Source organism: Microbulbifer jejuensis, assembly GCF_047289955.1.
GTDB lineage: Bacteria > Pseudomonadota > Gammaproteobacteria > Pseudomonadales > Cellvibrionaceae > Microbulbifer.
The window spans coordinates 42,595-63,542 of the sequence record NZ_JBLBUB010000026.1 but is presented as its reverse complement, the minus strand read 5'-3'; the positions used below and the strand labels follow the sequence as shown (position 1 = coordinate 63,542).

Sequence of the window (20,948 nt, the reverse complement as noted above, 5' to 3'; positions counted from 1 at the left end):
GCGGTAAAACCCGGTTCGCCAGTGCGGTCGCTGGCGTTATCTGCTACAGAATGGGACGCAAGTCAATGAGTCGTCCTTTCAAGCGCTGCGGGTCACGGCCCGTCTTACCTTCGCGATAGTTACCCGCACAACCGCGGGTTGTTACTACCGATGAGGCCCCCAGGGATTTGCATTGCTGGGTAACGCCTCACCGGCTGGGTTGTAATCGATAACGCGGCATTCCCGCGCACCGGTCGAACGGTGATATTTTCTTTGAAAACATAGCTGTCTTTAACCTTGGCAAGGTGCCAATGGTCGAAAACCAGCCGAATCCGGTCTGCCTGAATATAGCATGGACAGAAGAGTGCTTCAATTGTCCCGGTTGCAACGCTATGATGCCTGCCATGCGCAGTACCCCCTCTCTTATTAAGCCGGCACCGACCGACAATTCCTCTAGTACCTGGACCCCCTCTGGCGGCGTGCAATTTTTGACTGTGCCGCTTGAGCTGGCAGGGCAGAGGATCGATAACTTTCTTCTGGCGCGTCTCAAGGGTGTGCCCCGTTCAAGGATCTATCGAATCCTGCGAAAGGGCGAGGTCAGGGTAAACAAAGGGCGTGTGAAGGCGGAATACAAGCTGAAGGCGGACGATGTGGTGCGCGTGCCGCCCATACGCGCGGCCAGCACGGCACCCGCTCCGCTGGCAGGGGCGTCTCTGCGCCAACTGGTGGAAGCATCCATTCTCTACGATGACAATGGGCTGCTGATTGTCAACAAGCCTGCGGGTTTGGCGGTGCACGGTGGCAGCGGTGTACGGCTCGGGCTGATCGAGGTGCTGCGCCAGATGTATCCGCAGAGCCCATTTATTGAGCTGGTGCACCGGCTGGACCGGGATACCAGCGGCGCAATTATGGTGGCGCGCAAGCGCGCCGTGCTGCAGCATGTACAGGCCGATCTGCGCTGTAGCCGCGTGGATAAATCCTATTTGGCGCTGGCTGCGGGCAAATGGCCGCGCGGCCGGCGGGTAGTAGAGGCCTGTCTACGCAAAAATACCCTCAAAAGCGGCGAGCGGATGGTATCCGTTCATCCCGACGGTAAGCCCTCGGAGAGCCGGTTTCAGGTACTGGAGCGCTTTCGGACGGCGACGCTTCTTGGGGTGGAACCGGTGACGGGGCGCACGCATCAGATCCGGGTGCATGCGCAGTTTGTCGGTTGTCCATTGGCGGGTGATGGCAAGTACACACCGGATGATGTAAACCGGGAGTTTCGCAACCGGGGACTCAAGCGCCTTTTTCTGCATTCCGCCTCTGTGGCTTGTCGACTCCCGGGTGGGGAAAAGGTACGTGTGGCGGCGCCGTTACCCGATGAACTGGGTGCATTGTTGAAGAGGTTGCGCGGGGAAGTGGGCTGATGCTGGTTATTCTTGACTGGGACGGCACTGTCTGTAATTCCGAGTCGCGTATCGTGGCATGCATGCAGCGTGCCGCTGAGCGGGTGGGGCTTCCACTGCTTGCTGCAGAGGCGGTGAGCAATATTATCGGGCTCGGGTTGCCGGAGGCGCTGGAGACGTTGCTGCCCGATGTTGGCAGTGAGGAAAAACAGGCGCTGCGTCAATTTTATTCCGAGGAGTGGTTGTCAGCCTGGGCCGAGCCCCTGCCACTGTTTGACGGGGTTTTGGATACCTTGGATCGCTTGTGTTGTGCTGGGCATCTGCTGGCGGTGGCCACGGGTAAAAGCCGCCGCGGTCTCAATCGCGAATTAGAGCAGCATGAGCTGGGGCACCTGTTTACCGCGAGCCGCTGTGCAGACGAGACGGCCTCCAAGCCTGATCCGAGGATGCTGCGAGAGCTGCTGCGGGAAACAGGCCGTTCCGCCGGTCAGGCGGTCATGGTGGGGGATACGGTATATGACCTGGAGATGGCGGCGGCAATTGGTATGCCCTCCGTTGGGGTCAGCTACGGTGTGCATGGTCCGGCGCGCTTGCAGGAATGTGGCCCCAAAGTCATCATCAACCGGTTTGCCGAGTTACTCAGCTGGCCGCCCCTGGTGCCTTGAGAGGCGGTGCCAGTGGGTCGATGCCATGTTCGCGCAACAGATCTGTGAGGCGGATCAGCGGTAGGCCTACCAGAGTATTGATGTCGGTGCCCTCCAGCTTTTCGAATAGTGCAATCCCCAGTCCCTCCACCTTGAACGCGCCCGCGCAGTCGTAGGGCTTCTCCAATTCCACGTAGCGTTCAATTTGCGCTTTGCTAAGTGGGCGAAAATAGACGGTATAGGTTTCAAGGCCTGTCGACTGTCTGCCGCTCGTGCTGTCAAGGACAGTCAAGGCGGTATGGAAGGTGGCCCGCTTGCCCGCACAGATGTTCAGTTGCGCTATGGCGCGCGCTCGGGAGCCCGGTTTGTGGAGGATGTGACCGCAGCATTCGGCCACTTGGTCCGCCCCAATAATCAGGGCTTGTGGGTAAGCCGGGGCCAGGGTGTGGGCTTTCTTTCCGGCGAGTCTCAGAGCTCGGGCGTCGGCATCCTCCCCAGGTTTTGCCTTTTCATCAGTACGGGGGTCGGCGTACTGGAAGGGAAGTTGCAGCTGCCTGAGCAGGGCTCTTCGGTAGGGGGAGCTTGAGGCGAGTATCAGGGGCTGGGTCATGCTTGCAGTGTCTCCACTTCTGTGCGGTTACGGTTTAAGCTCGGGGATACTGCAGGGCCTCAATTGCTTTGACAAGGGTGGGGCGAGTCCATAGAATTGCGCGCTTATGCCGACAGACCCCTCTAAACCAGTATTGCCGAAGTGCGTTGACGCACGAAAGTTGGTGCAGCGCGAGCAGTGTCTCGACGGTATTTTGCCGCTGGATTCGCTCGAGCGGCTAAGTAGTGCTGTAGAGTCTGTTGATGGCGCGATTTCGGCCGAATTGCGATTTGGGCGGGACCTGCAAGGGCATCTCACCGTGCGCGGTAAAGTCACTGGTACTGTTGAGTTGCTTTGCCAGCGCTGTCTATACCCGGTGCGCGAGCAGTTGGAAGCGCCATTTTGCTGGGGTATTGTGTGGTCTGAGGCGCAGGGAAAGTCTCTTCCCAAGGACCTGGATCCGGTGATCCAGGGTGGCGATGCGCTGAATTTGCACCAGATTCTCGAAGATGAAATTCTGCTCAATCTGCCGATAGTGGCTTATCATCAGGAGGAGTGTGTCTCCAAAAGACGCTTCCATTTTGGTGAGAGTGGTGCCGAGGCGGGTGGGCAACAGGAAAACCCCTTTAAAGTGCTGGAACAATTGAAGGGTTCATCGGGTAAGTCATAGATTGGCTCGATGAGTTAGGGCTCGCCGGTAGGCGCCCCGGTTCCAGCGAAATTTGCTTATTTTAGGAGCTGGCAATGGCTGTTCAACAAAACAAGAAGACTCGTTCCCGTCGCGGTATGCGCCGCTCTCACGACGCTTTGGGTGTCGATACAACGCTCTCGGTGGACCCGACCACTGGTGAGAAGCACCGTCGCCATCACGTGACTAAAGATGGCTTCTACCGTGGCCGCAAGGTGATCGCAACCGGCGGCACCGAAGAAGAGTAAGTCTTGGTCAGCCAATTGCGATTGGCCGTGGATACGATGGGCGGGGACTTAGGTCCCCGCTCTGTCGTTCCGGCCTGCATCAGATTCCTTCAGAACTTCCCCGAGGCGCACTTAAAACTTTTTGGTCCACGCAAGGTGCTTGGAACTCAATTATCGAAGCAGTACCGTCTGGAATCTCCAGACCGATTTGAGATCATTCATTGCGAGCAAATCATTACCCAGGAATGCAACCCCCTTCAGGCTGTGCGCCACAGGCGTGAGTCCACAATGGCCCTGGCCTTGCAGGCGGTTGCCTGTGGCGATGCCCAGGCCGTGGTCACTTCCGGCAATACCGGCGCGCTTTTAGCTTTAAGTCGCAGTATTCTCGGTAATATTGACGGGGTTAGAAAACCGGCGCTGGGCAAATCGGTGCCCTCGGGCAAAGGCTCCTGCTATCTTCTGGATCTCGGAGCGAATGTCGACTGCAGTGCAAAAGACCTGCTGCAATTTGCGCGGATGGGCATAGAGGCGCAGCATATCCACACGGCGATTGCCCGCGAGGACATCAGGGTGGCCCTGCTGAATATCGGCGCGGAGGCGCACAAGGGGACAGCCGAGATACGAAAAGCCGCAAGTCTGCTCGAGGCTGATCCCCAGATTAACTATGTGGGCTTTGTAGAGGGGCACGATATCTTTACCGGCGCGGTGGATGTGGTTGTCTGCGATGGTTTGATGGGCAATGTGGCGATGAAGTCCGCTGAGGGTGTGATTAGACTAATGGGTCAAAAAGTGTTCACCATTGAGAAAAAGGGATATTTCAAGCGTTTTTTTGGCCAATTGGCCATAAAGCTGTTGCGAAAATGGCGTACACAGCTGGAGCCTGCCCGCTATAATGGCGCCAGTTTTGTAGGGGTGAAGGGCAACGTGATCAAGAGTCACGGCGGGGCCAGCAGCGAGGCGTTCTACCGGGCATTGGTGACGGCCAAAGAGTGTGCCGATGCCAATCTTGCCGCCAGAATTGGTGCTGCCATGGCACAATCCGGCGCGCGCAACCCGAGGGGAGCAGGATAGGAAATACCCTCTGCTGATAATTGCCAATTTAGGTTTAAGGATATCTTATGACCAATGCTGCACTTGCATTTGTCTTTCCCGGGCAGGGATCTCAGAAGATAGGGATGCTTGCCGAGATTGCCTTGGAAGCCCCCGAAATCCCGGCTACTTTTGCCGAAGCTTCGGAAGTTCTGGGGTACGACCTCTGGGATCTCTGTCAGAATGGCGAGCAGGAGGATATCAATCTCACCCAGCGCACCCAGCCCCTTCTCTTGACGTCAAGCGTCGCTCTGTATCGCCTCTGGCGCGCGCGCGGTGGTGCCTTGCCGGCCCGTATGGCAGGCCACAGTCTAGGAGAGTGGTCCGCACTGGTCTGTTCCGGTGTTCTGGCCTTTAAAGAAGCGGTACATCTGGTACGCGAGCGCGGCCGCCTGATGCAGGAGGCTGTACCTTTAGGCAGCGGAGGCATGGCGGCAGTAATTGGCCTCGATGACGAGGCGGTGGAAGTTGCTTGTGCTGGTTCGGCAAAGGGCGAAGTGGTTACTGCCGTGAATTATAACGCTCCCGGTCAGGTCGTGATTGCTGGCAATAGCGCTGCAGTGGAGAGAGCCATAGAGGCCTGTAAGGCGGCGGGCGCCAAGAGGGTTATGCCTCTGCCGGTCAGTGCCCCTTTTCACACCGAGCTGATGCGACCGGCTGCTGAGAAGCTTGCGCCCCAGATTGAAGCGGCGCAGTTTGATACGCCTGAAATCCCCATTGTGCACAATGTACATGCACAAACAGAATCAGATCCGGCGGCAATAAAGGCCCTGATGATCGAGCAAATCTATCACCCCGTACGCTGGACTGCCTGTACGCAAAAGATCATCGCCGATGGTATAGCGCAGTTGATTGAATGCGGGCCCGGCAAGGTGTTGGCCGGACTGGTAAAGCGAGTCGATCGCAACATTGCCTGCCACGCTGTTGATAATCCATGCAGCTTTAATGAAGCGCTGAGATCCACTGCGGTATAGGCCCTACAACCTACAAAAAGCCGAGTGCGACTTTTCACAAGGACAAAGCTACTATGACGTTTCAGATTTCCCTTGAGGGCAAAGTAGCCCTGGTTACCGGAGCCAGCCGCGGTATTGGCGCGGGGACGGCAGATATGTTGGGCGGTCTGGGTGCCACGGTCATCGGCACTGCCACGAGTGCTGGCGGCGCCGAGAAAATCACTCTGCGTTTTGCCGAAAAAGACATCAACGGTGTCGGCATGGTTCTCGATGTCACCGAGTTGGAGAGCATTGCGCAATTGCACGCTGCCGTGAAAAGTGATTTCGGTGCGCCCACTATTTTGGTCAATAATGCGGGAATCACCAGGGACAACCTGCTGATGCGCATGAAGGATGACGAGTGGGACTCGGTCATTGAAACAAATCTGTCCGCCGTATACCGTGTAACCAAGGCCTGCTTGCGCGATATGACCAAGGCGCGCTGGGGGCGTGTTGTCAATATCAGCTCTGTTGTAGGCAGTATGGGAAATGCGGGCCAGAGTAATTACGCTGCTACCAAGGCTGGCGTGGCAGGATTTGCGCGCTCACTGGCGGCAGAAATCGGCTCTCGCGGCATCACGGTCAATACCGTTGCGCCCGGGTTTATTGATACCGATATGACCAAAGTGCTGCCTGAAGCACAGCGCCAGGCACTTCTGGAAAAGATCCCTCTCGGCCGACTTGGTCAGCCTGAGGAGATTGCCTCTGTGGTAGCATTCCTGGCGAGTGATGCCGGTGGCTATATCACCGGTGAGACAATCCAGGTCAATGGCGGCATGTACATGACCTGATGAGCAATTGAAATTTATTCTTTAACTTATTGATTTTTAAAGTATATGTTAGTTTGCTGGCGGTGGTGAAGGGCCGTACATTACATCCCCAAAAACTTGGGGTACAATGGCCTCTGAATTTAGCCAAAAGCTGTGTGAGCCGGTCGTTATCGCCAAAAATTGAATTTGGTGGAATAACAATAGCGACCAAAACAGATTTTTACCCACTAGGAGTTAAATTGAATCATGAGCAGCATTGAAGAGCGCGTTAAAAAGATCGTTGCTGAACAACTGGGCGTGAAGGAAGAAGACGTTAAGCCTGAAGCCTCTTTTGTTGAAGATCTGGGCGCGGACTCGCTCGACACAGTTGAGCTGGTAATGGCTTTGGAGGAGGAATTCGAGACTGAAATCCCCGATGAAGAAGCTGAGAAAATCACTACTGTTCAGCTGGCAATGGATTACATCAAGAACAACCTTGGTTAATTTCTGCTGGGTAGTTTAGGCGCTGGCGGTATCATTCCGATACTGGGCCAAGCGACTCTGGGAGCCGTTCTATGTTTTTCATAGCGCGGCTCTCTTTTTATTCGCACCATGGAATTATGACTGCTGACCGGGGGTTGTTCTCTCCACTGGGTTGGAATCTACGGCGGCAGCAAGAGCTTCGGGGGAACCAGAGTGTCGCACAGAAGAGTTGTAGTAACCGGAATGGGGGTTGTCAGCCCGCTGGGTAACACCATTGGAGAGACTTGGTCCGGCATTCTCACTGGGACCAGTGGCGCAGCTCCGATAGAGACATTTGATGTTTCCGCTTTTTCCACCCGCTTTGCGGCCACAGTAAAAGCGTTTGATCCCACCCCTTACATGCTGGCTAAAGACGCGCGCAAAATGGATCCCTTTTTGCAGTATGGCCTGATTGCGGGTATCCAGGCGATGGAAGACAGTGGCCTGGAAGTAGACGAGTGCGACGCTCCGCGTATGGGCACCTGTATCGGTTCGGGCATGGGGGGCATCCTGGCCATTGAAAATAATGGGATGCTGATTGCGGAAAAAGGGCCGCGCAGGGTGTCACCCTTCTTTGTGCCGGGCGCCATTATCAATATGGTCGCGGGTAATTTGTCGATTAAGTATGGTCTAAGGGGGCCGAACCTCGCTGTGACTACGGCCTGTACAACCGGCACACATGCGCTGGGCCTGGGTATGCGCACAATCCAATATGGCGACGCAGATGTCATGGTGTGTGGCGGTGCCGAAATGGTTACGACACCCGTTGGGCTCGGCGGATTTTGTGCAGCGAGGGCACTTTCCACCCGCAATGAAGACCCGCAGGTCGCCAGCAGACCCTGGGACAAGGACCGCGACGGTTTTGTGTTGGGAGAAGGGGCTGCGGTGCTTGTTCTGGAAGAGTACGAGCGGGCCAGGGCGCGAGGGGCAAAAATCTATGCGGAAGCAGTCGGTTTTGGTATGAGTAGCGATGCCTTCCATATGACCTCTCCCCCCGAGGACGGCGCAGGTGCAGCATTGTCAATGCAAAATGCGCTCAGCGATGCCGGACTCAATGCGGATGCCATTCAGTACATCAATGCCCACGGTACCTCAACGCCACTGGGCGACAGGGCAGAAATTCAGGCGGTGCATAGTATCTTTGCGGACACTAACAGAAAATTGGCCGTGAGTTCCACCAAGTCAATGACTGGTCATTTGCTCGGGGCAGCGGGCGCAATAGAAGCGGTTTTCTCCGTTTTGACGCTGCGCGACCAGGTAGCACCGCCTACCATCAACCTGTATGACCCGGACGATGCCTGTCGCGGTATAAACCTTGTCCCCCATGAACCCCAGTCCATGGCGATAGACGCAGTGCTATCAAACTCCTTCGGGTTTGGTGGTACTAACGGGTCACTGATCTTCAAGCGAGTCTGATCCGCTCGCCCATACAGGGGTGAGCGCGCTGCTTTGGGGGGGAGGATGTTTCAGTTACCACAATTCTTCCTGCGGGGGCAGGCTGTGCCCCGGTTGGTCCCCGATAGTGACTATACAGATGGCATTCTCGAAACTATGCGTTGCCGCAATGGCAGCCTGCGGTTGTGGTCGCTGCACCGGGCCCGCCTGATCCGAAGCACCTCTTTGGATCAGGATCTCCTCGCTGAAATAGATCGTTCCATCCCACACCTGGCGACCCAGTCTATCCGGGGGGAGGCGATCGTCCGATTGCGTATCGGCCTTGTTGATGGCCACAAATGCTGGGATCTGTCCTTTTTTCCAATGATGCACTCAATGGAGGCAGAACTTGGTGTTCACTTATTTCCCTGCAACACACACCTGCCAATTTCTGAATTGATGAATTCGGGCTGCAAATTTTTGTGTCGCAGCCGATATAATGCAGCAAAAGCCGAACTGCCAGATGGCGAGCGCCTGGATGGTCTGATGCTCGATAGTGCTGGCAGGGTAATAGAAAGCCTGCGCTGTAACCTGCTGGCACGCTTCGGCGGGACCTGGGTGACTCCGAACCTGCAGCGCTGTGGTGTCCGGGGAGTCATGCGTGCATGGTTGTCTGATTGGATCGGGTGGCAGGAGCGGGACATGGATATACACCTACTGTGCGGTGCCGATGAGGTGGTGCTGTGCAACAGTGTCCGGGGGGTGTTGCCCGTGGTAGAGATTATTGGCTTTAAGAACTGGTCAATAGGAGCGGGTGCGCGAAGGTTGCAGCAGTTGATTGGGGAAGAATTGTGGTGAAGAAAAAGCGGCCCAGTGCCTCAGGAAAGCTTTTTAAGGCCGCATTTGGTGGGTTCTTCCTGGTGTGTCTACTGGCGGCACTAACGCTGTGGGTGGTGAAGACCACTTTGACGGCTGCACTGCCACTAGGGGAAAGCGGGTGGCAGTTCCAGGTAGAAAAGGGCAGCAGCTTATCCGGAGCGCTCAGACACCTGCAGCGCGATGGCATTATCCACTGGCCCCGTCTTGTGCTCGCCTATGCCTATTGGGCGGGCAAGACCGATATCCATTCCGGAGAATACCTGCTGCCCCAGGGCAGCAGCGCAGTAGACCTGGTCTCCCGTCTGCACCGTGGCGAGGTTATGCGCTATCGGGTTACGCTTGTGGAGGGCTGGACATTCCGCCAGGCACTGCAGAAGATCAGGTCTGAGCAGAAGATCGTAAAATCCGCAGCGGGCAGCACTGTACATGCCGCTGCCCTGGCGCTCGGCTTGGAAGGCGGCGCAGTCGAGGGCTGGATTTTCCCCGACACTTATGTGTATCGCTCCGGCACCACCGATATCGAGTTGCTGCAGCAGGCCTATGAACGTATGCAGCAGGTATTGGGCGAGGAGTGGCTGGCGAAGGGAGACAGGCTTCCCTACAAATCCCCTTATGAGGCGCTGATCATGGCCTCTCTAATCGAGAAAGAGACCGGGCAGCCTTCCGAGCGCAGTCAAATTGCCGGGGTTTTTGTGCGCCGCCTGAACAGGGGTATGCGGCTGCAGACAGATCCTGCGGTGATCTATGGTTTGGGTGAGGGTTACAACGGAAATCTTACCCGCGCGCATTTGCGCCAGCCAACCCCCTATAATACTTATGTTATCCGTGGACTTCCCCCGACGCCTATAGCCCTGCCAGGGCGCGCAGCCATTCGCGCAGCCCTCAATCCCGAGCCGGGCAAAAGTCTTTATTTTGTAGGTAAGGGTGATGGCTCCCACCATTTTTCAGCGACTCTAACAGAGCATAACCGTGCGGTGCGGGAGTATCAGCTGAAGCGGCGAGCAGACTATCGCTCCAGCCCGGCAGAAGGAAATTAAATTGTGTCGCACGGAAAATTCATAACCCTGGAGGGAGTGGAAGGCGTTGGTAAGTCCACCAACCTGCAGTTTATTACCCAGTGGTTGAAAGATCGTAACATCCCGTTTATCCAGACCCGAGAGCCTGGAGGTACGCCTCTGGCGGAACAGTTGCGCGCCCTGCTGCTCACCAGACGCGAGGAAGTAGTGAGCCCAACGGCTGAACTGTTAATGGTATTTGCCGCAAGGGCCCAGCATTTGGCCCAGGTGATTGTGCCGGCACTGAAACGTGGCGATTGGGTTGTCTGTGATCGTTTTACGGATGCTACTTACGCGTATCAGGGCGGCGGCCGCCAGCTCGATAGAGCACGGATTGAGCAGCTGGAGCAGGCTGTGCAGGGGGATTTGCGTCCGGACAAAGTGCTGCTGCTGGACCTGGACCCGGAAACCGGTTTGCAACGCGCAGGCCGAAAGGGGGCGGCAGATCGTTTCGAGAGCGAGCACCTGGCTTTCTTCCATCGAGTGCGCGCCGCTTATCATGAACGCGCACTGGCCTTCCCGGGGCGGTATGCCATTGTCGATGCCAGCCAACCCCTGGAACAGGTGCAGAGAGCGCTGGTGCAGGAGCTAGAACGATTGTTGTAGCCGTGAGCCAAACGCTCCTCAAAAAAGTGCGGCCTGCAGATGGCGGTTTTCCTTTAACATGAACTTGGCAAATGTCCGTATCTGAAACACTTGAACAGACTTCCATTCCCGCCCTGCTACCCTGGCAGATTCAGCAGTGGCAGCGCCTCGGGGTTCAGTGGCGGGCAGGACGCTGTCCACACGCACTGCTGCTGACGGGCCAGGTGGGGCTTGGCAAACGACGCTTTGCCGAGGCTTTTGCCGCTCTGGTGCTGTGTGAACAACCGCAGAACGGGCAGGCCTGTGGCAGTTGTCGGGATTGCCGGCTCTGGCAGGCGGGCTCTCATCCGGATTTTCTGCGACTGGAGCCTGAGAAGGCAGGGGGGGGCATCAAAGTGGAGCAGGTTCGTCAACTGGGTAACTTTGTTGCACGTACCAGCGGGCGTGGAGGCACGAGGCTGGTATGGCTGGCGCCGGCGGAAGCCATGAATATCAATGCGGCCAATGCGCTCCTGAAGAATCTGGAGGAGCCGGCGCCGTCGGTCATCTTCCTGTTGATTACAGACTCGCCCTCGAGCTTGTTGCCGACCATACGCAGCCGTTGCCAGTCGATTGTTTTTCCGCCGCCATCGGAGGAAATGGCCTTGCAGTGGCTGGAAAACGCCGGCGTCGAAGACACCGTGGCGCGGCGATCCCTGGCTCTGTCCGGCGGGGCACCACTCATGGCTGCGACTCTGGCTGGAGTGGAGGCCAGGGCAGAGCGTGAACAGTTTCTGCAGGCGTTGACCGCCCTGGCTCAGGGGAATGTCAGTGCAGTCACTGCGGCCGCTCGCTGGGAGACACCCCCCGGGGACACAGCGCTAGACCAGCTTTTACAGTTCTGGCAGCAATGGCTTGCGCAGATGGTGCAAATGCGCAGCTGTGATTTAAGTGGGGATGCCCAGGTGATGGCCCTGTTGCAAAGACTGCCTGGCACCGGGGAGGAAAGCCTGCGACCGCTGTTTGGATGCTACGATCACCTTGCGCAGGCGCGCAGGGGATTGATGGGAGGAGCAAACCCCAACCGCCGTTTGCTTCTCGAAGAGCTTATGATTCGCTGGGCGAGGCTGTTTATCTAGAAACCTGCCCCGAAACGGAATTTGAGATTGCCGCCAGGGCCCATTCAGGGTCAGAGAAAGTGTGAATTCTGGACACGGCCGGTGGGCTCGGATAAGTTAGTACGATAGTAAAAACAGTGGGATTGAGCATGAAAGCCATGGGAGGCGGTGCCCGCAACGGTATCCTTTCGCTGAAGATTCAGGATAAGTCTGTTCTCTATGCGGCCTATATGCCCTTCGTAAAGAATGGGGGTCTGTTTATCAGTACTGAAAAATCCTACAGCCTCGGCGATGAAGTTTTCCTGCTGCTGAGCCTGATGGATGAGCCGGAAAAAATCCCGGTGGCTGGCAAGGTGATCTGGATAACTCCGAGCGGGGCACAGGGTAACCGCACGCCGGGTATCGGCGTTCAGTTTGGAGACAAGGATAATATCGCCCAGAATAAGATCGAGACCTACCTGGCAGGCACGCTGGAATCGAGCCGGCCCACACACACGTTGTAGATACCTTTATGCTTGTAGACTCCCATTGTCATTTGGACAGGTTGAAACTCGATAAATTGGATGGTGATCTCGATGCGGTGCTGGAGCTCGCCCGCAGCCGCGGGGTTGGCAGGTTCCTGTGTGTCGGGGTCAGCCTGGAAAATGCGGATACGGTAGTGGAGATTGCTTCCCGCTACCGGGATGTTGTCTGCTCGGTCGGAGTACACCCTCTGGATGTGGAATCGGGGCTGGCCGATGTCGATACACTGATAAAAATGGCTGAGCGCCCCAAGGTGGTTGCACTGGGGGAGACCGGTCTCGATTACTACTACAGTACAGAAACCAAGAGCGTTCAGCAGCAGAGTTTTGCTGCACATCTGGAGGCTGCCGGCCGAGCGGTGCTGCCGGTGATTGTGCATACCCGCGATGCCCGCGAGGACACCATCAACCTGATTCGCGCATACGGTAACTTGGAAACGGCAGGGGTTCTGCACTGTTTCACTGAGAACTGGGAGATGGCAAAGTCTGCACTGGATCTCAACTATTATATTTCCCTGTCCGGCATTGTGACTTTTAAAAATGCGCAAGCACTGCGTGACATAGCGCGCAAGCTGCCTCTGGATCGTCTGCTGGTGGAGACGGATTCTCCTTACCTGGCCCCGGTTCCCTATCGTGGCAAGCCAAATATTCCCGCCTATGTACGGGAAGTTGCCGAGTTTATCGCCGACTTACGGGGAATTCCCTACGGGCGACTGGCCGAGATGACCACTGAAAACTTTTTCCGATTATTCTCCCGAGCCGCTTGATTCGGTCTATAGGAAGTACCCCAATGATGAAACAGCAATTGCAGGTCATGCTGACACTGCAAGACGAGATTAATACCTTGGTCAATGACAACTGGCGCACACAAAATTTTGCCTGGTATCGGGCGATTTGGGTGGAAAGTGCCGAGTTGTTGGATCACTTTGGCTGGAAGTGGTGGAAAAAACAGCAGCCGGATATGGATCAGGTAAAACTGGAGCTGGTGGATATCTGGCATTTCGGGCTCAGCCTGGAGTTACAGCAGGGCGCTCCGGAACGGGTGGCGGTGACTATGCTGCAGGAACTTGAGAGCGAGCGGCGCGCGCCGGGAGATTTCCGTGAGAACCTGGAGTCTTTCACCCTGAACACGCTGGCCAGCAAGCAGTTTGATCTGGTGGGATTTGCCCAATTGCTCGCCGATACCACAATGTCATTTGCGGAGCTTTATCGGCGTTATGTCGGTAAAAATGTGCTTAATCGCTTTCGCCAGGACAATGGTTATAAGCAGGGTACCTATCTGAAGCACTGGTGCGGGCGTGAAGACAATGAACACCTGGCCGAGATTGCCGATCAGCTCGATTCTGCCGCTGCCGATTACAGCGACCAGGTTTATCGCGCTTTGCAAACGCGTTACCGGGAACTTGTGCGGACTTGAGGGGCCTTTTGTAGTGTTGGCGCAAGCAGGGCGTTTTCACTCTTAAATTGGCTCGCTTATTCGCTTGAATGAGATGAATTTTACCTGCGAGGCCCTATAATGCGGCCGCTTACCAATGAGGGAGAATTATCGTGAAAGCACCTGTTCGTGTTGCTGTTACCGGCGCTGCCGGCCAGATTAGCTATTCGTTGTTGTTCCGTATCGCTTCCGGCGAGATGCTGGGTAAAGATCAACCGGTTATTCTGCAGTTGCTGGAAATTACACCGGCATTGGAGGCGCTGAAAGGGGTCGCCATGGAGCTTGAAGACTGTGCTTTTCCGCTGCTCGGGGGTATCGTTCAGTCCGATGATGCCACTATTGCCTTTAAAGATGCCGATTACGCACTGCTGGTCGGTGCGCGCCCCCGCGGGCCGGGTATGGAACGCAAGGATCTGCTGGAAGCCAATGCCGCAATATTCTCTGCACAGGGTAAGGCCTTAAACGATGTTGCTTCGCGCACGGTAAAAGTACTGGTAGTTGGCAATCCGGCGAATACCAATGCGCTGATCGCCCAGTGCAATGCCCCGGATCTGGACCCGCGCAACTTCACCGCGATGACCCGCCTGGACCACAATCGCGCTCTGTCCCAACTGGCCAACAAAACAGCGTCCAGCGTGAACGATATTACCCATCTGACGATCTGGGGCAATCACTCCTCCACCCAGTATCCGGATCTGTACCAGGTGAAAGTTTCCGGCGGTGCCGCTATGGACAGGGTCGCGCAGGAATGGTACGAGAATGACTTTATTCCCACTGTTCAGCAGCGTGGTGCGGCAATCATCAAGGCCCGGGGTGCCTCCTCCGCGGCATCTGCTGCCAATGCGGCGATCGACCACATGCGCGATTGGGCACTGGGTACTGCTGAAGGCGACTGGACCAGCATGGCAGTGTACAGTGATGGTTCCTATGGTATACAGAAAGGCCTGATTTACTCTTTCCCCTGTACCTGCAAGGATGGCCACTGGGAAATTGTCCAGGGCGTTGAAAACAACACTTTCTCCCGTGAGAAGATGGCTGCCACCGAGCAGGAGCTGGTGGAAGAGCGTGATGCAGTAGCGCACCTGCTGCCATAATCCGGTTGATCGACCAGCCATTGCGTCTGGTCACTCGCCAACAAACCCGCCCGGTCCAGCGGGTTTTTGGCGGTGTTTGTTCTGGAGCCGCATATGGGAGGATTTACCGGGCGGTTCTGCCAATGTGGGCTGCCGGCAGCGACACTACACTGTGAGTAAGTACTTGCCGGAACCGTCTGCCATGGTTACTGAAGTCGGCCGTTACTCTCCCCGCTGCGCCTGTATTCTTCTTCAACCAAACCAATCCCTGTCTGTCTCTGCAAACCTGTGGGTGTTTTTCTCCCTGGTCGCTGTTTCCCTCGGTATCAGCCTGGCTTTCGCCTTTGCCGGTGCCTGGATGATTCTGCCGTTTGCGGGCCTGGAGATGCTGTTATTAGCGGTGCTGTTTGCCTATGTCTGCCTGGAGGGAACCCGTCGCGAAGTGATTCGTATTGATGATGAGCAGGTCGTGTTCGATTGCTGCAGAGGGTTTCGTCAACAGAGCGTTTACCACCGGGAATTCACCAGGGACAGCCTGGCGGTCCTGGTGCGCATGGGCAGCGGGACAGCAGAACCCGCCTCGGTGAGCTTTAGTGGCCCTGAGGGGTGCCTGGAAGTGGGGGAATTCCTGACTGATGCGGAAAAGGCGGAGTTAGTTAAGAGGTTGGGACGTATAGGTATCTGCGCGCGTAAAGACAGGGCATTGCAACTGCACCAGTTTTGATTTTTGCGCCGAACTGGCGTTTCTATAGCCTCCTTTCGTTATAATCCCTGCATTGTTTACTCCAGCTCCACGGGGGATTTCATATGGCCTTTCCCAAAATTGGTAATTTGGCACCGGCTTTTACCTTGACCAACCAAAATGGTGAGAAAGTTTCTCTTAAGGATTTTCGTGGCAAAAATCATCTGGTGCTCTATTTCTACCCCAAAGCGCTGACGCCGGGCTGCACCACGCAGGCCTGCGGTATCAGGGATAGTGCCGAGGCGTTCAAGAAACGCGGTACCGTAGTGTTGGGGGTCAGCCCAGATGGGGTGGGGAAGTTACAGCGGTTTATTGAGAAACAGGGACTCAACTTTGATCTCCTGTCCGATGAAGAGCATAAAATCGCCCAAAAATATGGTTGTTGGGGCTTGAAAAAGTTTATGGGCCGGGAGTACCTGGGCTTGATACGGACCACCTTTATCATCGACAGGAGCGGTCGTCTCAGGCATGTCATTGACAAGGTTAAAACCAAGACCCACCATACCGATGTGCTCAACTGGATCGATGAGAATCTGGATTGACCGCCGTGTAGGGTGGGTTTCGGCAGGGCGTGTGTCCATTGGTCGCCCTGGGGCGCGGTTTCCTGCGCTTTGAGCCCTGGTTCAGGGAGTGGGTATTGCACCTGCAGCAAAAGACAATGAAAAAAAGCGCTGTCGTCCCTTGCTTTCTCAAATCTTGGTCTATACTGGCTGTTGTAAAGGAAAGGTGCGCCGGCGAGAGAGTGTTTCTCTGTGGGGTATTGCCGGAGCGGTTAGTTTAAAAATTGTACATCTCTGTGAAGGATTCGATGTCAGTTTTCGATGCATCCCGCATCAAGTGGTAGCCCGAAAAGATGGTTGGTATGCAGGAGCGGGCAGTGGTAATCGGGATTCGCTGGAAGCGGACATAGAAAAATAACTGCGGCTCACGGAACTCAAAAGGAGCAGCTCGATGAACCATACTCAGCCCGACCAGACTTCGCTATCTGAAGACAAATCCCTTCAGCAGGCCAGGATATCCGGAGACCCGAATATTCTCGACCAGCTCCTGGCCCCCCCGGAGGCAACCAGCTTTGGTATTGCCGCTCGGGTGATCGATGTGCTGGAACAGCGCATTGGCAAGGCCTCTCTCGCGATTCGCCCGGTCGCTTCCGATTTAAGCATGTCTACCCGGACTTTACAGCGCCGATTGCAGGAGCACAGCTTGAGCTTTGCCTCGTTGCGTGATCACGTGCGATTCCGCCATGCAGTGCATTTTCTCAAGGATACTGCGCTCAGTGTCGACGGTATCTCAAGAATTCTGGACTTCTCGGACAGAACCAGTTTCACCAGTGCCTTCAAGCGCTGGACTGGTATGTCGCCAACTGGCTACCGGCGCCAGGTCCGCCAGCGGTTTTAAGCGGAAATGGGTTTGGCCGGTTCAGCCCGGATCGGTCCGATCCGTTGCCTCGGCGGGGTAAACCCGTTAGAGTTGGCGGCAATTTTATAGGCTGACTCTTTGAGGTTTTGCATGAGCTTTTTTATCCCTTCTGCCATGGCACAGCAAGCCGGGCCGGCACCCCAGGGCAATTCAATGATTACCCTGTTGATGTTTGCGGGCCTGTTCGCGTTTATGTGGTTTTTTATTATCCGCCCTCAGCGCAAGCGCCAGAAAGAGCATCAGGCGTTGGTGGGTGCTCTGAAAAAGGGCGATGAAGTGGTCATGAGCAGCGGTATGCTGGGCCGGGTCGACAAAGTCGATGACGACTACATCGTTTTGGAGGTAGCGGACAATATGTCCCTGAAATTCCAGAAAGTGGCAGTGAATGCTGTATTGCCCAAAGGCACGATCAAAAAGATCTGACAAGTTGTACGGCCTGCGCCTTTAGCTGTTTAGTCAAGAAAAGCCTGGTAGCCGCCGGGCTTTTTTATTGGGCCTGATTCGGTTTTGAAGAGAATCTTCTGCGTACTGTTTGGTAGGGGATTCGCTATCAGGTGAAGGCTGTGCTTAAAACAAAGGCAATTGGTTGACAGCAGACATTGTCTGGAAGGTAATGACAATCCGGGATTCAGCTCAGCTAACCTGTGAAAGGGGGGAACAGCCTCTTTTCTCAGGTCAATTGTTCTGCACAGGCCGCCCTTAATCGGGCTTTTCTGATCAGTGGGACTATCCAGGATTCAGGCCAATCTGCCGGAGGAAGCGACTGAGCCAATGAGGGAAATTTGTCGGGCTGCCTGTATGGGCTTACGCCGTGGTATAAGCCGTTCTCGTCGCCTTGGCCTTGGCAAAAACAGGTTCTAGAGGCACTGATCTGTAGGGGCAAGGGATTCCCAATTCGGCCACCGTTTGCCATTGATCCAATGAACTGGGATGGAACCGCTGTGCGCAAAAGCCTGCCCATTGAGTTGCCCGCCCGTCTGAAGCTGGCCAATCTGCCAACCCCTTTACAGCCGTTGAATCGTATCAGCGAGCATTTTTCCTTCCCTTATGGTGGGCCGCGAATCTGGGTGAAGCGGGATGACCTGACTGAATCCGGGATGTCGGGCAATAAGCTTCGCAAGCTCGAGTTTGTCACCGCTGCTGCCACCGGGCAGGGCTGTGATACGCTGATTACCTGTGGGGGGTTGCAATCCAACCATTGCCGCACCACGGCACTTGTGGGTGCCAGGCTCGGTTTGCAGGTACAGCTGTTACTGCGAGGAGGGACCAGTGAGGAGATGGATGGAAATCTGTTGTTGGATCGCCTGGCTGGCGCAGCCGTGGCAGTGTATCCAGCGGAGGAATACCAGGAGACGTTAGCTGAGTGCTTTAAATGCTGGGCTGAGGACTATCGGTCCCGGGGCCACCGGCCATTCTGTATTCCCACGGGTGCCAGCGACGGTCTTGGTATCTGGGGGTATATCGCGGCGTCCAGGGAGTTGATGACTGACTGCCTGGCATATGGTTTCGAGCCAGAGCATATCGTGTGCGCTACCGGAAGTGGGGGAACCCAGGCTGGCCTGACGCTGGGTTGCCACCTGCTGAAGACTGGGTGTAAAGTCACTGGCTACGCTGTTTGTGATAACGCGGCCTATTTTCAGGCCAAGGTAAGGGAGGATATTCGTCATTGGTGTGCGTTGGCGGGAGCGAGAGTGGTTACCGCCTCACTTGCAGTTCGTGTCAATGAAAATTATATCGGGCCGGGATATGCCCAAGCAGAGAGACCGGTTTATCAAACCATTGCTGAAGTGGCGAGCCTTGAGGGACTTTTACTGGACCCGGTCTATACCGGCAAAGCCTTTCACGGGCTTTTGCAGGAATTGAAAATGGGGAACTATGGAGGGGCTGACAATCTGGTTTTCGTTCATACCGGGGGGCAGTTTGCCCTGTTTCCCTACCGGCAGAACTTTTCATTTCTGGGGGATTGACCGGCATTACTGTTCTAGCGCCGTGGAAGCTGCTAATCTGCGCCACGTATTACAGCTTTGGCTGTCTATAAAATAATCAGAACTCAGTCAGAACCGTGGGGGTTAGCTTGGAGTCCTTTAATCAATTATTGCTGTCACTGGACGGCTTGCTCGGTTCAGCACCCTGGTTTCCCTGGGTGTTGTTGGGAGTCGGTTTCTTTTTCACCATTTATCTTGGGTTCCCGCAGATTCGCTACTTCAGGCATGCGATCAAAGTTGTACAGGGCAAGTACGACAAGCCCAGCGATCCCGGTGATGCCTCGCACTTTCAAGCCCTTGCGACCGCGCTTTCCGGTACTGTCGGCACCGGTAATATCGGTGGTGTGGGTCTCGCCATCTTCTTGGGGGGGCCGGCTGCGCTTTTCTGGATGTGGATGACGGCTTTTCTCGGTATGACAACCAAGTTTGTCGAGGTGACGCTGTCCCACAAATACCGTATCAAGGCAGCGGACGGGTACTTTGCCGGTGGCCCCATGTTCTATATGGAGCGCCGTCTCAATATGAAGTGGCTCGCTGTTCTGTTTGCCATTGCCACGGTCATTTGTTCATTCGGCACAGGGAGTCTTCCCCAAGTCAACAATATCGCCCAGGCCATGCATGATTCTTTCGGTATCAATAAGGGGTTGACCGGCGGAGTGCTCGCTATCTTGCTTGGGATGGTGATCATTGGGGGTATCACGCGGATTGCCAAGGTGACTTCCACCATTGTTCCCACCATGGCATTAATTTATGTGATCGGTGCCCTGGGTGTTATTTTATACAACTACGAAAATATTATTCCTTCCTTTGGGGCCGTTTTCCGCGATGCCTTTTCCGGCAGTGCGGCAGTGGGCGGTTTTCTGGGTGCCAGCTTTGCCTATGCCTTTAACCGCGGGGTAAACCGGGGCCTCTTCTCCAACGAAGCGGGGCAGGGTTCCGCACCGATTGCGCACGCCGCAGCGCGCGCCGATGAACCGGTTTCCGAAGGTATGGTTTCCCTGCTGGAGCCTTTCATCGATACGATCATTATCTGTACCCTGACCGGCCTTGTGATTCTCTCCTCCGGGGTTTGGACAGAAAAGCATGAGAACCTGTTTGAAGGGGCGGATACCTATGTGGTGGAAGGCCAATTTGACGAGAACAATGCTAAGAATGTGAAGCAGCTGTTTAATTACCTGAGTAGCCAGCCAAGTACTGTAAAAGCTTATAATGGCTCTGTAGTGGTGGACGACGGTCATGTGCAGAATACCCAGGATTTTACCCTGATTCACGCGCGCTCTATCGCGGAGGATCTGGATTTTCGCGTTGGCGATGACAGCTTCAGCGGTGTTCTCACTGTAGTGGACGGTAAGTTCGCCAATGAGGATGTCGATATCTGGGGCAAATCCCTGGTGCACTCGGTGGCATTGACCAACAAAGCGTTTCAGCGCGGTTTCTTTGGGGAATATGGTGGGCTAATTGTTACCCTGGGGATTCTGCTGTTTGCCTTCTCCACGGCTATCGCCTGGTCTTACTACGGCGACCGCTCGATGATCTACCTGTTCGGGCCTAAAGCGGTAATGCCCTACAGGATTGTGTATGTGGTTGCCTTCTTCTGGGCGGCAATCGAGGACACAACCATCATTTGGAACCTGTCCGCTGTGGCGATCATTATTATGACCCTGCCCAATCTGTTCGGTATTACGGTGCTGGCAAAAGAAATGAAGGATACGGTCAAGGAATATTGGAAAGATCCTAGGCACAAGTAACTGGCTGATCCCGAAGGGGGTCCTCGAAAGTGAAAAAGGGCGGCCAAGAGGCCGCCCTTTTTATTGGCGCTGTACGGCTTTCGTTCCCAAGCCTTAATCTAACCCCAGTGCGGGGGTAGCGATGGGTACTCCGTTAATTGCTCTGGGCCGGTCGCCGATACATTGGTT

25 protein-coding genes are annotated in these 20,948 nt (G+C 55.5%); 24 read left to right on the top strand and 1 reads right to left on the bottom strand.

Annotated features, from left to right (window positions below):
* The first annotated feature begins 383 nt into the window (after positions 1–383).
* Both ACL7TT_RS16115 and ACL7TT_RS16110 read left to right on the top strand, forming a co-directional pair.
* Positions 384–1,388 (top strand): RluA family pseudouridine synthase, encoded by a 1,005-nt coding sequence (locus ACL7TT_RS16115; RefSeq protein ID WP_413396921.1) that lies wholly within the window; start codon positions 384–386, stop codon positions 1,386–1,388.
* Complete coding sequence (locus ACL7TT_RS16110) at positions 1,388–2,032, top strand: HAD-IA family hydrolase (protein WP_413396919.1); 645 nt, start codon at positions 1,388–1,390, stop codon at positions 2,030–2,032. The genes ACL7TT_RS16115 and ACL7TT_RS16110 overlap by 1 nt, the downstream gene beginning before the upstream one ends.
* Here ACL7TT_RS16110 and ACL7TT_RS16105 read toward each other — a convergent pair.
* Entirely contained in the window at positions 2,007–2,621 is a 615-nt protein-coding gene (locus tag ACL7TT_RS16105; RefSeq protein WP_413396917.1) for a Maf family protein, read from the bottom strand. The genes ACL7TT_RS16110 and ACL7TT_RS16105 overlap by 26 nt on opposite strands.
* Positions 2,622–2,727: 106 nt before the next feature.
* On the opposite strand from ACL7TT_RS16105, the gene ACL7TT_RS16100 reads away from it, so the two are divergent.
* The 22 genes from ACL7TT_RS16100 (at position 2,728) to ACL7TT_RS15995 (ending at position 20,780) form a co-directional block, all read left to right on the top strand.
* The gene (locus tag ACL7TT_RS16100) at positions 2,728–3,270 is read left to right on the top strand and encodes a YceD family protein (protein ID WP_413396915.1); all 543 of its coding nucleotides are present in this window, start codon (positions 2,728–2,730) and stop codon (positions 3,268–3,270) included.
* Between the two features lie 74 nt (positions 3,271–3,344).
* Entirely contained in the window at positions 3,345–3,536 is a 192-nt protein-coding gene (gene rpmF, locus ACL7TT_RS16095; protein WP_299945258.1) for a 50S ribosomal protein L32, read from the top strand.
* A gap of 27 nt (positions 3,537–3,563) precedes the next feature.
* Complete coding sequence (plsX, locus tag ACL7TT_RS16090; protein ID WP_413396938.1) at positions 3,564–4,586, top strand: phosphate acyltransferase PlsX; 1,023 nt, start codon at positions 3,564–3,566, stop codon at positions 4,584–4,586.
* Between the two features lie 47 nt (positions 4,587–4,633).
* The gene (gene fabD / locus ACL7TT_RS16085) at positions 4,634–5,578 is read left to right on the top strand and encodes an ACP S-malonyltransferase (RefSeq protein ID WP_413396912.1); all 945 of its coding nucleotides are present in this window, start codon (positions 4,634–4,636) and stop codon (positions 5,576–5,578) included.
* Between the two features lie 53 nt (positions 5,579–5,631).
* On the top strand, positions 5,632–6,387 hold the full coding sequence (fabG, locus tag ACL7TT_RS16080; RefSeq protein ID WP_413396910.1) for a 3-oxoacyl-ACP reductase FabG: 756 nt from the start codon (positions 5,632–5,634) through the stop codon (positions 6,385–6,387).
* Between the two features lie 225 nt (positions 6,388–6,612).
* The gene (gene acpP / locus ACL7TT_RS16075; RefSeq protein WP_299945251.1) at positions 6,613–6,849 is read left to right on the top strand and encodes an acyl carrier protein; all 237 of its coding nucleotides are present in this window, start codon (positions 6,613–6,615) and stop codon (positions 6,847–6,849) included.
* A 192-nt stretch (positions 6,850–7,041) separates the two neighbouring features.
* Entirely contained in the window at positions 7,042–8,283 is a 1,242-nt protein-coding gene (gene fabF / locus ACL7TT_RS16070) for a beta-ketoacyl-ACP synthase II (RefSeq protein WP_413396908.1), read from the top strand.
* Positions 8,284–8,328: 45 nt separating this feature from the next.
* Entirely contained in the window at positions 8,329–9,099 is a 771-nt protein-coding gene (locus ACL7TT_RS16065; RefSeq protein ID WP_413396906.1) for an aminotransferase class IV, read from the top strand.
* Positions 9,096–10,157: an endolytic transglycosylase MltG gene (gene mltG, locus ACL7TT_RS16060; RefSeq protein ID WP_413396904.1), complete on the top strand. Its 1,062-nt coding sequence runs from the start codon at positions 9,096–9,098 to the stop codon at positions 10,155–10,157. The genes ACL7TT_RS16065 and mltG overlap by 4 nt, the downstream gene beginning before the upstream one ends.
* Before the next feature lie 3 nt (positions 10,158–10,160).
* The gene (tmk, locus tag ACL7TT_RS16055) at positions 10,161–10,781 is read left to right on the top strand and encodes a dTMP kinase (RefSeq protein WP_413396902.1); all 621 of its coding nucleotides are present in this window, start codon (positions 10,161–10,163) and stop codon (positions 10,779–10,781) included.
* Between the two features lie 71 nt (positions 10,782–10,852).
* Positions 10,853–11,878 (top strand): DNA polymerase III subunit delta', encoded by a 1,026-nt coding sequence (locus ACL7TT_RS16050; RefSeq protein WP_413396900.1) that lies wholly within the window; start codon positions 10,853–10,855, stop codon positions 11,876–11,878.
* A 128-nt stretch (positions 11,879–12,006) separates the two neighbouring features.
* The gene (locus ACL7TT_RS16045; protein ID WP_299945234.1) at positions 12,007–12,360 is read left to right on the top strand and encodes a PilZ domain-containing protein; all 354 of its coding nucleotides are present in this window, start codon (positions 12,007–12,009) and stop codon (positions 12,358–12,360) included.
* 8 nt (positions 12,361–12,368) lie between these two features.
* Positions 12,369–13,145, top strand: coding sequence for a TatD family hydrolase (locus ACL7TT_RS16040; RefSeq protein WP_413396898.1), 777 nt, complete (start codon positions 12,369–12,371; stop codon positions 13,143–13,145).
* A 23-nt stretch (positions 13,146–13,168) separates the two neighbouring features.
* On the top strand, positions 13,169–13,795 hold the full coding sequence (locus tag ACL7TT_RS16035; protein WP_413396896.1) for a dUTP diphosphatase: 627 nt from the start codon (positions 13,169–13,171) through the stop codon (positions 13,793–13,795).
* A gap of 131 nt (positions 13,796–13,926) precedes the next feature.
* Positions 13,927–14,907, top strand: a complete 981-nt coding sequence (locus tag ACL7TT_RS16030; RefSeq protein WP_413396894.1) for a malate dehydrogenase — start codon at positions 13,927–13,929, stop codon at positions 14,905–14,907.
* A gap of 181 nt (positions 14,908–15,088) precedes the next feature.
* Complete coding sequence (locus tag ACL7TT_RS16025; RefSeq protein WP_299945224.1) at positions 15,089–15,610, top strand: DUF2244 domain-containing protein; 522 nt, start codon at positions 15,089–15,091, stop codon at positions 15,608–15,610.
* Between the two features lie 83 nt (positions 15,611–15,693).
* A complete protein-coding gene (bcp, locus tag ACL7TT_RS16020; RefSeq protein WP_413396892.1) occupies positions 15,694–16,170 on the top strand; it encodes a thioredoxin-dependent thiol peroxidase in 477 nt (158 codons plus the stop codon).
* Between the two features lie 88 nt (positions 16,171–16,258).
* Entirely contained in the window at positions 16,259–16,546 is a 288-nt protein-coding gene (locus ACL7TT_RS16015) for a hypothetical protein (protein ID WP_413396890.1), read from the top strand.
* 33 nt (positions 16,547–16,579) lie between these two features.
* A complete protein-coding gene (locus tag ACL7TT_RS16010; RefSeq protein ID WP_299945218.1) occupies positions 16,580–17,026 on the top strand; it encodes a helix-turn-helix domain-containing protein in 447 nt (148 codons plus the stop codon).
* Positions 17,027–17,137: 111 nt separating this feature from the next.
* Positions 17,138–17,470 carry a preprotein translocase subunit YajC gene (gene yajC / locus ACL7TT_RS16005; protein ID WP_299945215.1) on the top strand — a complete coding sequence of 111 codons (333 nt, stop codon included), beginning with the start codon at positions 17,138–17,140 and terminating at the stop codon, positions 17,468–17,470.
* Positions 17,471–17,967: 497 nt separating this feature from the next.
* Positions 17,968–19,014 (top strand): D-cysteine desulfhydrase family protein, encoded by a 1,047-nt coding sequence (locus ACL7TT_RS16000; RefSeq protein WP_413396888.1) that lies wholly within the window; start codon positions 17,968–17,970, stop codon positions 19,012–19,014.
* A gap of 107 nt (positions 19,015–19,121) precedes the next feature.
* Positions 19,122–20,780, top strand: a complete 1,659-nt coding sequence (locus ACL7TT_RS15995) for an alanine/glycine:cation symporter family protein (protein WP_413396886.1) — start codon at positions 19,122–19,124, stop codon at positions 20,778–20,780.
* Positions 20,781–20,948: the final 168 nt, after the last annotated feature.

Coding starts and splice junctions, on each gene's coding strand:
- fabD (WP_413396912.1), top strand. CDS start 4,634: ATGACCAATGCTGCACTTGCATTTGTCTTTCCCGGGCAGGGATCTCAG.
- acpP (WP_299945251.1), top strand. CDS start 6,613: ATGAGCAGCATTGAAGAGCGCGTTAAAAAGATCGTTGCTGAACAACTG.
- ACL7TT_RS16100 (WP_413396915.1), top strand. CDS start 2,728: ATGCCGACAGACCCCTCTAAACCAGTATTGCCGAAGTGCGTTGACGCA.
- ACL7TT_RS16035 (WP_413396896.1), top strand. CDS start 13,169: ATGATGAAACAGCAATTGCAGGTCATGCTGACACTGCAAGACGAGATT.
- ACL7TT_RS16065 (WP_413396906.1), top strand. CDS start 8,329: ATGTTTCAGTTACCACAATTCTTCCTGCGGGGGCAGGCTGTGCCCCGG.
- ACL7TT_RS16050 (WP_413396900.1), top strand. CDS start 10,853: ATGTCCGTATCTGAAACACTTGAACAGACTTCCATTCCCGCCCTGCTA.
- ACL7TT_RS16025 (WP_299945224.1), top strand. CDS start 15,089: ATGGTTACTGAAGTCGGCCGTTACTCTCCCCGCTGCGCCTGTATTCTT.
- ACL7TT_RS16040 (WP_413396898.1), top strand. CDS start 12,369: ATGCTTGTAGACTCCCATTGTCATTTGGACAGGTTGAAACTCGATAAA.
- ACL7TT_RS16115 (WP_413396921.1), top strand. CDS start 384: ATGCGCAGTACCCCCTCTCTTATTAAGCCGGCACCGACCGACAATTCC.
- yajC (WP_299945215.1), top strand. CDS start 17,138: ATGAGCTTTTTTATCCCTTCTGCCATGGCACAGCAAGCCGGGCCGGCA.
- fabG (WP_413396910.1), top strand. CDS start 5,632: ATGACGTTTCAGATTTCCCTTGAGGGCAAAGTAGCCCTGGTTACCGGA.
- rpmF (WP_299945258.1), top strand. CDS start 3,345: ATGGCTGTTCAACAAAACAAGAAGACTCGTTCCCGTCGCGGTATGCGC.
- ACL7TT_RS16010 (WP_299945218.1), top strand. CDS start 16,580: ATGAACCATACTCAGCCCGACCAGACTTCGCTATCTGAAGACAAATCC.
- ACL7TT_RS16105 (WP_413396917.1), bottom strand. CDS start 2,621: ATGACCCAGCCCCTGATACTCGCCTCAAGCTCCCCCTACCGAAGAGCC.
- ACL7TT_RS16045 (WP_299945234.1), top strand. CDS start 12,007: ATGAAAGCCATGGGAGGCGGTGCCCGCAACGGTATCCTTTCGCTGAAG.
- ACL7TT_RS16000 (WP_413396888.1), top strand. CDS start 17,968: ATGAACTGGGATGGAACCGCTGTGCGCAAAAGCCTGCCCATTGAGTTG.
- bcp (WP_413396892.1), top strand. CDS start 15,694: ATGGCCTTTCCCAAAATTGGTAATTTGGCACCGGCTTTTACCTTGACC.
- ACL7TT_RS16110 (WP_413396919.1), top strand. CDS start 1,388: ATGCTGGTTATTCTTGACTGGGACGGCACTGTCTGTAATTCCGAGTCG.